The organism is Sphingomonas segetis, from assembly GCF_009720245.1.
Lineage (GTDB): Bacteria > Pseudomonadota > Alphaproteobacteria > Sphingomonadales > Sphingomonadaceae > Sphingomicrobium > Sphingomicrobium segetis.
In genome coordinates this window covers 1-10,322 of sequence record NZ_WJSQ01000098.1, presented here as the reverse complement: position 1 = coordinate 10,322, position 10,322 = coordinate 1, and the positions used below count along the sequence as shown (strand labels likewise).

Here is a 10,322-nt window from a genome sequence, read left to right as displayed (position 1 = left end):
GCGCCGCATCATCGCGCGGCTCCGGCGGCGGCGCTCGATCCGCCGGACGACGTCATGAAGCGAGGGAGTTGCCGGTGACGGTTCCGGCTCCGCGACCGGGCTCTCGACCAGCTCGTCGGTCAGGTCCGTCGTCGGCTCGGCCTCGGCCCGGATTTCGGGATGCAGCGCCTCGATGAAGCCGCGCGTCTCCTCGTCGCCTGCGCGCAGGACCGACTGCCATTCGGCCGGTTGGAGCGTCGCAGCGGCAAGGACCGGCGCAGCAACCGCGAGCCCGTCGGACGCGAAATATTCGAGAAGGCCTAGCGGCAAGGGCAAGGCGGCGACGGCGCGCGCCGCGGCGGCACGAAGGTTCTCGTCAACCCTGGGCGCGTCGGCGCGGATCGATTCGAGCGCTTGCGCAACCGCCGGACTGTCGGCGTTGGAGCCCGCGCGCGCGACGAGATCCACCAGCTGGCGCCACCGCACGGCAATGTCGTGGCGGTCACCAGCCGGCTGGTTGAGGACGGTCAGCAGGCGATCGTCGAAACGCACCGGTATCAATGTCCTAAGAGACGCATCGTCTGGAGCGTGTATGCGAGCCTTCACCCGGCGCTAAGAAGGCAGCTCTTAACCATCCCGAAACGGCACAGTGCGGGATTCGATGTCGCCACCCGCGCAAAAGAAAAGGCGCCGACAAGCGCCGGCGCCTCTCCTTCAGACCGCGCTGGGGCGCGGGTCAGGCATGCTGCTGCAGATAGGCAAGCCAGAACTTGGCGATGTCCGCGCGTGCCGCGCCGACCGCCTTGAAGGCGGCGGTCGCGCCCGCCTTGTCGCCGGCGCGCGCCAGGGCCATGCCGAGGTGCAGGTTGGCGACGTCCTTGTCTGCGCCGGCCGTGCCAAGCACCTTGCGGTAGATGTCGGCCGCCTTCGCATAGTCGCCCATCCCGTAGTAACGGTCGCCGATGCGCAGCAGGTTGAGCGGGCTCGGCGACATCTTGGCCGCGGCCTCGAGGTCCGCCGCCGTCGCTTTCGGCTTGCCCTTGAGGCCATTCACGATGTCGCGGAATCGGGCGCTCGCGGGATCGACCACCTTCGCCGCAATGCCGGCGTCGATCACCGCCTGCGCCTCGTTGAAGTTCGACTGGTCGGCCGCGGCCTCAGCGAACAGCGCATATTCGCCCGCGGTCAGCCCGCCGGTGAGCTGCATCAGGCGAAGCAGGTCGAGCGTCCCTTCGACGTCGGGGTGAGCCATGTTGCGGTAGATGGCGATCGAATTGCGCCAGCTGTCCGCGCTCGGATAGGCGGCAGCCCACTCGCGCGCCAGCTCCATCGCCACCGGCGAACGCGCTTCATAGGCGACGCTGACGGCACGCTTGAGCAGCTTCTCTTCGGGCTTCATGCCGGCGGCACGCTGCAGCTGGATCGCGCGCTGGAACGCGGTCGCCGCATCGGCCTTCTGACCCTGGGCAAACTTCGCCTCGCCAAGCAGGGTGTAGAGCTCGGAATTGTTCGGGTCGATCGTCGACGCCTTCTGGAATGCCGCGCCGGCCTGGGCATACTGTTTCTCATTGTAGAACGTCGTCCCGAGGCTTGCGTAAAGCTTCGAGCTGGTCGCAGCCTCGACGAACCCGGAGCTGGCGATCGCGTCAATCGCGGCGGCCATGGCAACATTGTCCTTGGCGGCGAGCGCGGCCTTCAGCTGGAGCTGCCCGATCGCATATTTGTCGTCCGCAGTACGCGCCACCGCCTGCGCTGCGGCGACCTTGGCCGGGATGCTCGCGGTGTCATTGGCGTTGACCGCTTTCTGAAGGTCGATGACCGCCTTCTGCGCGTCCTTCGACAGCTTGATTTTCTTGCCTTCAGTCGTCTTCGCCGTGGCGTTGCCTGGCGCAGGCTCGACCGCGGTCTGGGGCTGGCCCGGCTGCGGTCCGTATTGCGCGGCAGCGGGAGCCGAAACGGCGAGCAGGGCAAGCGCGGCGGTGGTAGTCGTGAGCTTCATCGAAACGTCTCCTGTGGCGGGCGGTAGTCCTCGCCGGCATGAAAATCGGCGGCGGCTTAGACCCCTAATCGAAAGTTGTCCAAGGCGCCTGCCACCCGCCCCCTGAATGCATTTTGAACCTTCTGATTTCGCATGATTATTCGTCCACACCCAGCGACAACCGCAGTCCCCCTCGCGCGCGCGGGCGCGCGGGGTGGCGGTTAGCCCTGCAATGCACTAGATAATGAACGGGGGGCGCGGCGCTGCCGCGACCTTTGGTGTTCACCCTAATCGCAGGAACGTTTCTTGGCCACTCAGCCGCCGCTCGACGACAACGACAATAGCAGCACTCCCCCTCCGCCGGGGGACCGGGATATCGCCCCGATCTCCATCGTCGAGGAGATGAAGACCAGCTACCTCGATTATGCGATGAGCGTGATCGTCAGCCGTGCGCTCCCGGACGTGCGCGACGGTCTCAAGCCCGTCCATCGCCGGATTCTCTACGCGTGCCAGGAAGCCGGCTATGTCGCCGGGCGGCCGTACCGCAAGTCGAGCCGCATCGTCGGCGACGTCATGGGTAAATATCACCCGCACGGCGACCAGGCGATCTACGACGCGCTCGCGCGCATGACCCAGGACTGGTCGATGCGGGTCGAGCTGATCGACGGCCAGGGCAATTTCGGGTCGATGGACCCCGATCCGCCGGCGGCGATGCGCTACACCGAAGCGCGGCTGGCGAAGGTCGCCAATTTCCTGCTCGGCGACATCGACAAGGACACCGTCGACTTCCAGCCGAACTATGACGCGTCGGAGCGCGAACCGCAGGTCCTGCCCGCGCGCTTTCCCAACCTGCTGGTCAACGGCGCCGGCGGAATCGCGGTCGGCATGGCGACCAACATCCCGCCGCACAACCTGGGCGAAGTGATCGCCGCCTGCCGCGCCTATATCGACGACCCCGGCATCAGCTCCGAAGCGCTCATGGAGCATGTAAAGGGCCCGGATTTTCCGACCGGGGGCCTGATCCTCGGCCAGAGCGGAATCCGCAGCGCCTATACGACTGGCCGCGGCTCGATCCTGATGCGCAGCCGTGCCCACGTCGAGGAAGGGCGCGGCGAGCGCCGCTCGATCGTCCTCACGGAAATCCCCTATCAGGTCGGCAAGAACGGCCTGGTCGAGAAGATCGCGGAAGCGGCCAAGGACAAGCGGATCGAGGGCGTTTCCGACATCCGCGACGAATCAAACCGCGAAGGCGTCCGCATCGTCATCGAACTCAAGCGCGACGCGACGCCCGAGGTCGTGCTCAACCAGCTGTGGCGGCACACGCCGGCGCAGACGAGCTTCCCGGCAAACATGCTCGCGATCCGCGGCGGCCGTCCCGAGACCCTGACGCTGCGCGATTTCATCGACGCGTTCATCCGCTTCCGCGAGGAAGTGATCACCCGCCGCTCCAAGTTCGAGTTGCTGAAGGCGCGCGAACGGGCCCATATTCTGCTTGGCCTCGTCGTCGCGGTCACCAATCTCGACGAGGTGGTGAAGCTGATCCGCGGGTCGGCATCGCCCGCCGAGGCGCGCGAGAAGCTGCTCGCGCGCGAGTGGCCCGGCGACCAGATACGCCCGTACATCCTGCTCGTCGAAGCGGTCGAGGCGCAAAAGGCCGGCGAGACCTACAAGCTGTCAGAAGCGCAGGTGAAGGCGATTCTCGAGCTTCGCCTCCATCGTCTCACCGCGCTGGGCCGCGACGAAATCGGCAATGAGCTCGAAGGACTTGCGAAGAATATCGGAGAACTGCTTGAAATCCTGGCGAACCGTGCTCGTCTCTACGAGGTGATGCGCGAGGAGTTCGACGAGGTCGACGCCGAATTCTCGACGCCGCGCCTGAGCGAGCTCGCCGCCGCCGCCGACGGCATCGAGGACGAGGACCTGATCGAGCGCGAGGACATGGTCGTGACCGTGACCATGACCGGCTACATCAAGCGCACCCCGCTCTCGATCTTCCGCGAGCAGAAGCGCGGCGGCAAGGGCCGCGCCGGAATGGCGACCAAGGAAGAAGATGCGGTCACCAACCTGTTCGTCACCTCGACCCATAATCCGGTGCTGTTCTTCTCAACCACGGGACGCGTGTACCGGATGAAGGTGTGGCGCCTGCCCGAGGGAGGCCCCAACACGCGCGGGCGGCCGATGGTCAACCTGCTCCCGCTCGCCGAGGGTGAGACGATCTCGACCGTGCTTCCGCTGCCGGAGGATGAAACCGAGTGGGGCGGCCTGCACATCATGTTCGCCACAGCGAACGGGACGGTGCGCCGCAACAGCATGGCGGCGTTCACCAATATCCCGTCGAACGGCAAGATCGCGATGCGCTTCGGCACGGGCGCGGCCGAGGAAGAGGTCGAGAGCGACGACAGCGAGGAGCAGTCTGACCCGACCGACCGGCTCATCGGCGTTTCGCTGCTGACCGAAGCCGACGACGTCCTGCTCGCCACGCGCAAAGGCAAGGCGATCCGGTTCATGGCGACCGATGTCCGCGAGTTCCAGTCGCGCACCTCGACCGGCGTCCGGGGAATCCGCCTGCTCCAGGGCGACGAGGTCATCTCGATGTCGATCCTCCGCCGCGGCGCCATGCGCAGCCAGGAAGAGCGCGAGGCCTATCTGAAATGCCCGCCGTGGCGCGAGCGCGAGGACATCGAGTGCGCGCTCCCCGCGGACCGGGTGGCCGAGCTCTCCGAGCTGGAGCAATTCATCCTGACCGTGACCGAGAACGGTTACGGCAAGCGCTCCTCGGCGTACGAGTACCGGCGCACCAACCGCGGCGGCCAGGGCATCACCAACATCGACACCTCCGAGCGCAACGGCTGCGTCGTCGCGTCATTCCCGGCGCACCAGGGCGAGCAGCTGATGCTGGTCACCAATCAGGGCAAGATGATCCGCACAACCGTCGGCGACATCCGGGTGATGGGCCGCAACACGCAGGGCGTGACCATCTTCCGCGTCGCGGACGACGAACATGTCGTCAGCGTCGCCAAGATCGAGGAAAGCGAAGAGGAAGAGATCGCGCTGGAAGGCGGTGACGAAATCGCTCCCGAAGACGGCGCTATCGTCGGCGAGAGCGAGCTCGACAAGCCCGCCGACCCGGAGGTGGAGGAGTGATGATCAGTATTCCGGCATGACGCGCCAGTGCGACAAGCGCCGCAACCTGCCGGGACGACGCGGCGTTCTCCCTTCGAACACAAGAGGAGGAATCGTCCATGCCCCTTCCCCACAACGCGCTGGTCCTGGTCGCCGACGGCCGCAAGATGCTGTTCTTCCGCAATCAGGGCGACGAGGACCAGATCGACTTGCGGACGGAGGCCCACGAGGCGCGGCGCTACCAGCGCAAGGACCGGGAGATCAAAACCGACGCGCCCGGCGTGGTGCAGCAGAGCGCGGGCTCGGGCCGATCCACCTATGAAGAGCCCGATTTCCAGCAGCAGGAAGAGGACCGCTGGATCAAGGACGCGGCCGACGAACTGAAGGAGCGCGTGCTCCGCAACGACTTCGACGCGCTCGCAATCGTCGCGCCGCCCAAGGCATTGGGCGTGCTTCGCAAGGCGCTCCACAAGGAAGTCGAGAAGAGGATCATCTGCACCGTCAACAAGGAGATGAGCGGCAGGCCGATCCCCGACATCGAGGCCTTGCTCGTCGGCGAAACGCAGGTGGAGCTGCCCAACGCCTGACCTTCTTCCGCTGTTCACGATCGGCCACTCGACTCGGACCATCCCCGAGTTCGTCGAGGTTCTGCGCACGGGTGCCGTCGAGCTGGTGATCGATGTCCGTACGGTGCCGCGTTCGCGAACAAACCCGCAGTACAATTTCGACGTGCTTCCAGACGAGTTGCGCCCATGGCAGCTGACTTACGAGCGGATCGCGGAGCTCGGCGGCCTCCGCGGCCGCTCGAAGTCCGTGCCGCCGGAAGTCAACGGCTTCTGGCAGAACCGGAGCTTCCACAATTATGCCGATTACGCGCTGTCGGATGAATTCGGCTGTGCGCTCGAGCGGCTGCTATCGATCGCCTCCGAACGGCGAACGGCGATCATGTGCGCGGAGGCCGTGTGGTGGCGCTGCCATCGCCGAATCATCGCCGACTACGTGCTCACCCGCGGCCGCAGCGTCTTCCATCTGATGGGCGAAGGCCGCCAGGAACCAGCGAAGCTCACGCCGACCGCGAAGGAGCGCGACGGCCACCTCGTCTACCCGGCGGAAGGGACAGTCCCCGCATAGGGACTGTCCGTCGTCGTCAGCTTAGCCGCGCTCGCCTGCGCCACCCGGCGACGGAGCCGTCACCGGCGGAGGCGGCGGCGGCGCCAGGACTAGCGCCTGCGCCATCTGCAGATGCCGCTGCATCACCGGGATCGCGCCCGAGCGCCTTGAGATGCAGATATTCGATGGCTTGTTCCTCGAGGGCGGCCTTCAGCGGCGTCTTGGAGAAGCCGGGACTGCGCGACAGCGGAAGAGCGCGAACGTCGATCACCCGCTCGACTCCGGCCTTCTTCAGCGCGGCCACGAACTCGGCGACTGTGGTCCCTTCATAGCCGATGGTGAAGATGCGCGTCACTCGCGCCCTGCCGGCCTCGCGCGCGGCATGTCGTATACGCGGACATAGTCGACGTCGAAGCGTTGCGGCAGCGCCGCATCGTCGATCCCCCTGGCGCCGGCCCAGTCTCCGCCCATTGCGAGGTTGAGGATCAGGTAGAAGGGCGAGTCGAACGGCCATGCGCCGCGCCCGCCCGGCTGGTCGTTCCTGACGCGCATGTAGGCGCGGCCGTCGACTCCGGCCGTGATCGCATCGGGAGTCCAGGCGAGCTGGTAACGGTGAAAGGCGCTGCAAGCGGTCGGCACCGGCGTCTCGGCGCCGCGGCCGGTCTGCTTCACATGGTTGAACAGCGCCGTGTGGAGGTTCGCGTGGGCCACGTTGGGCTGCGATCCGACCTGTTCGAGGATGTCGATCTCGCCGCCGTCGGGCCAGCGGCTCTCAGCCTGCGGAAGCATCCAGATCGCCGGCCAGGTGCCGCGCGCGCAGGGCAGCTTCGCCGACACTTCGACGAAGCCCGTGGTGAACGCAGCTTTGTCTTTGGTGACGATCTTCGCCGAGCTGTATTGCTGCCCTCCCCAATCGGGGAAGCGGCTGATGGCTTCCGGGTCGTTGCGCAGCTCGATCGTCAGTTGGCCGTCCCCCACCCGCAGATTCTCCGGCCGGTCCGCCGCATAATATTGCAGCTCCTTGTTATACCAGCCGGCCTTGTTGCGCGACGTGTCGAAGCTCCATTTGGACGCATCGAGCGCGGTGCCGTCGAATTCGTCCGACCACTGCAGGGCGGCCGAGTGCGCCGGCATCGGCTCGTCGACGGCGTAATTGTTCGCGGACAGGCTCTGCGCAGCCGCCGCGAGGAAAACAGCTGTAAGCATGAGTGCTGGATAGCGCCTCGCCCGCGGACTAACAGCCCCCAAAGATGGGGGCGCGCTTTCTCCGCAGCAGTAATCACCGTGAACGCATCCTCGATGCCGCGGCGCTCGTGGTCATCGTGGCGCTGTCGGCATTTCCCTATGTCGGGCAGCTTGGCTTCTACAGCGATGACTGGAGCCTGCTTGCAGCATTCGAAGCGGCCGCGAGATCGGGCCAATCGGTCATCGCCGCGACTCTCCCTGATTATGGCGTCCGGCCGGTACAGGGCATTTACCTGGCGCTTCTCTACGAGGCGTTCGGCTTTCGTCCACTCGGCTATCATCTCGTCAATACGGCGGTGATCGCCGCGTCCGTCGCGCTGCTCTACCTGCTCCTCGTTCGGCTGCGGCTCACACGCGCAGAGGCGTTCGCATCGGCGCTGCTGTTCGCGCTGATGCCGCAGCTTTCGACGGTCCGCGTGTGGTTCGCCGCCTTCCAGATTCCACTCAGCATGCTGCTCGCCCTGGCAGCGATGCACGCGCTGCTCTCCTTCGAGCGCTCCAGCCGACGGCGCTTGCCGGCCTTGGCGACAGCGGCTGCCGCCACTTCGCTGAGCATCGCGGCATATGAGATTTTCGCGCCGATGATCGCCGGCTTCGCGCTCGCGCTGCTCGTCCTCCGGCTCCGCGGCCGTGGAGGGATCGACCTCCGGCGCGCTGTTGCGCCGATGGCTGTGATCGTGGTCGTCATCGCCGGTGTCGCGCTGAAGTTTCTCACGGAGCGATCGGACGAGCTCGCCGACGCGCAAAGCTATTGGCACCGGATTCGTGTATTCGTCGCGCCGCACTACGACTGGCGCGTCGGCTATGGCCTCAACGCCTTCGCCGCCCTCGACGTCCATTTCTGGCGCCCGATTCGGGACTGGGCGTGGACGCTCGTTCGGCTGGTCGCCGGCGAGCCGGGCCCGGTGGTCATCGCCGTTGCGCTTGCCTCCGGGGCACTCGCCTGGTGGCGCACCCGCTCCAGCAGGCAGGTCGAGCCGACGGAGGGCCGCTGGCGCCTCCTGCTCATCGGACTCGCCGCGTTCGTTCTCGGCCACGCCACGTTCCTCGTTGCGAACTCGATCATGTTCGCGCCGACTGGCATCGCGAACCGCGTGCTCGTTTCGGGCGCGGTCGGTGCTGCCATGATTCTCGCGGCCGCCCTGTTCGTCGCTGCGCGGAAGGTGCCTCCTAGGCTTCGCAGCACCGTCCTGGCTTCGAGCCTTGCGCTTGTATCGGTACTCGCTGTCGTTCGCTCGATGCAGGTCGAGCGTTACTGGGCCGACGCGCCGCGCCTTCAAGACCAATTGCTCGAGGCGGCCCAGCGGGATCTCGCCCATGTGCCCGCTGGCTCCACGGTCATCATCGACGGTGTCTGCCCCTATCACGGGCCGGCGATCGTCTTCGAAACCTATTGGGGTACGAGCGGCGCGCTCAGCCTTGCGCTCGACCGTCCGGTTACCGCCGACGTCGTCAGCCAGCGGATGAAGCTGACTGCTACGGGGCTCGAAACCGAAATCTACGGCGAAGTGGACCATTATCGCTTCGGGCCGACGCTGTTCGTATACAGCCCGCGCCAGCACCGCGTCGTGCGCCTCGACACTGCCAAGACGGCACGCGCCTATTTTTCGAGACCTTCCCGTCAGCCGATGCGCTGCCCGGTCGGCTATGTCGGGCAGGGAGTGCTGGTCTAGCGCTTGCGCCGGCGCTAACCGCCCCACCCGTGAACTTCAATATCCACATCGTCGGCGGCGGCCTCGCCGGCAGCGAAGCGGCATGGCAACTCGCCGAGGCGGGACTTCGCGTCCGGCTCAGCGAAATGCGCGGCGGCGGGGACACCACGCCGGCGCACGAAACCGACCGCCTCGCCGAGATGGTCTGCTCGAACAGTTTCCGCTCTGACGACGCCGAGCACAACGCGGTGGGTCTTCTCCACCAGGAGATGCGCGCCCTCGGCTCGCTCGTGATGCGCGCGGCCGACAAGCACCGCGTGCCGGCGGGCTCGGCGCTCGCGGTGGATCGCGAAGCCTTCGCCGCGGAGGTCACGCGCGCGGTTGAGCAGCATCCGAACGTGACGGTGGTGCGCGAGCGGGTCGATTGCTTGCCCGATCGTCCCGCGATCATTGCCACCGGCCCGCTCACCGGTTCCAGGCTCGCCGAAGCGATCGCCGCCGAAACCGGAGAAGGCGCTCTCGCCTTTTTCGACGCCATCGCTCCGATCGTCCACCGCGACAGCATCGACATGAGCGTCGCGTGGATGGCGGCCCGGTGGGATCGTGGTTCGAGTGAGGGGGGAGGCAAGGACTACATCAACTGCCCGCTCGACAAGCCGCGGTACGACGACTTCGTCGCTGCGCTGGTGGAGGGCGAGAAGATGCCGTTTCACGACTGGGAGAAGGACACGCCCTATTTCGAGGGCTGCATGCCAATCGAGGTCATGGCCGAGCGGGGCCCGGAGACTTTGCGCTACGGCCCGATGAAGGGCGTCGGGCTAGACGACCCGCGCACCGGCCGCTGGCCGTACGCCGTGGTCCAGCTGCGCCAGGACAATGCGCTCGGCACCTTGTGGAACATGGTCGGATTCCAGACCAAGCTGAAGCACGGCGAGCAGGTGCGGATCTTCCGAACAATCCCGGGCCTCGAGAACGCCGAGTTCGCGCGGCTCGGTGGAATCCACCGCAACAGTTTCATCAATTCTCCCAGGCTGCTGGACGGCGAGCTTCGGCTGAGGTCGAAACCATGCATCCGCTTCGCCGGCCAGATCACCGGCTGCGAAGGCTATGTCGAAAGCGCCGCCGTCGGCCTCCTCGCCGCGCGCTTCGCCGCCGCCGATGATGGCGGCGAGACCCTGCCTCCGCCGCCGCCCGAAACAGCGCTGGGGGCGCTCCTCGGCCACATCACTGGCGGC

Annotated in this window: 7 protein-coding genes and 2 pseudogenes; 5 read left to right on the top strand and 4 right to left on the bottom strand. The window is 66.5% G+C overall.

Features of this window, described 5'->3' with window-relative positions:
• Both GH737_RS10095 and GH737_RS10090 read right to left on the bottom strand, forming a co-directional pair.
• Positions 1 to 531: pseudogene (locus tag GH737_RS10095) on the bottom strand (hypothetical protein); the annotation flags it as partial.
• Positions 532 to 715: 184 nt separating this feature from the next.
• Complete coding sequence (locus GH737_RS10090; protein ID WP_155264698.1) at positions 716 to 1,978, bottom strand: tetratricopeptide repeat protein; 1,263 nt, start codon at positions 1,976 to 1,978, stop codon at positions 716 to 718.
• 354 nt (positions 1,979 to 2,332) lie between these two features.
• Between GH737_RS10090 and gyrA the strand changes: the two genes are divergently transcribed.
• The 3 genes from gyrA to GH737_RS10075 all read left to right on the top strand — a co-directional run bounded on the left by gyrA (position 2,333) and on the right by GH737_RS10075 (position 6,211).
• Positions 2,333 to 5,101, top strand: a complete 2,769-nt coding sequence (gene gyrA, locus GH737_RS10085; RefSeq protein WP_230558753.1) for a DNA gyrase subunit A — start codon at positions 2,333 to 2,335, stop codon at positions 5,099 to 5,101.
• A gap of 98 nt (positions 5,102 to 5,199) precedes the next feature.
• Positions 5,200 to 5,667 carry a host attachment family protein gene (locus GH737_RS10080; protein WP_155264697.1) on the top strand — a complete coding sequence of 156 codons (468 nt, stop codon included), beginning with the start codon at positions 5,200 to 5,202 and terminating at the stop codon, positions 5,665 to 5,667.
• 10 nt (positions 5,668 to 5,677) lie between these two features.
• A complete protein-coding gene (locus GH737_RS10075) occupies positions 5,678 to 6,211 on the top strand; it encodes a DUF488 domain-containing protein (RefSeq protein ID WP_155264696.1) in 534 nt (177 codons plus the stop codon).
• A gap of 97 nt (positions 6,212 to 6,308) precedes the next feature.
• On the opposite strand, the pseudogene GH737_RS16035 reads toward GH737_RS10075, so the two are convergent.
• Together GH737_RS16035 and GH737_RS10065 are read right to left on the bottom strand one after the other, a co-directional pair.
• Positions 6,309 to 6,545, bottom strand: a pseudogene (locus GH737_RS16035) (DUF488 domain-containing protein); the annotation flags it as partial.
• Entirely contained in the window at positions 6,542 to 7,396 is an 855-nt protein-coding gene (locus GH737_RS10065; protein WP_155264694.1) for a glycoside hydrolase family 16 protein, read from the bottom strand. The gene GH737_RS10065 and the pseudogene GH737_RS16035, both read right to left, overlap by 4 nt.
• Before the next feature lie 44 nt (positions 7,397 to 7,440).
• Here GH737_RS10065 and GH737_RS10060 point away from each other — a divergent pair, with 44 nt between their 5' ends.
• Together GH737_RS10060 and trmFO are read left to right on the top strand one after the other, a co-directional pair.
• Positions 7,441 to 9,108 (top strand): hypothetical protein, encoded by a 1,668-nt coding sequence (locus GH737_RS10060; protein WP_155264693.1) that lies wholly within the window; start codon positions 7,441 to 7,443, stop codon positions 9,106 to 9,108.
• Positions 9,109 to 9,137: 29 nt separating this feature from the next.
• Positions 9,138 to 10,322, top strand: a 1,185-nt coding sequence (gene trmFO / locus GH737_RS10055) for a methylenetetrahydrofolate--tRNA-(uracil(54)-C(5))-methyltransferase (FADH(2)-oxidizing) TrmFO (protein ID WP_155264692.1), incomplete at its 3' end; no start/stop codon positions are given.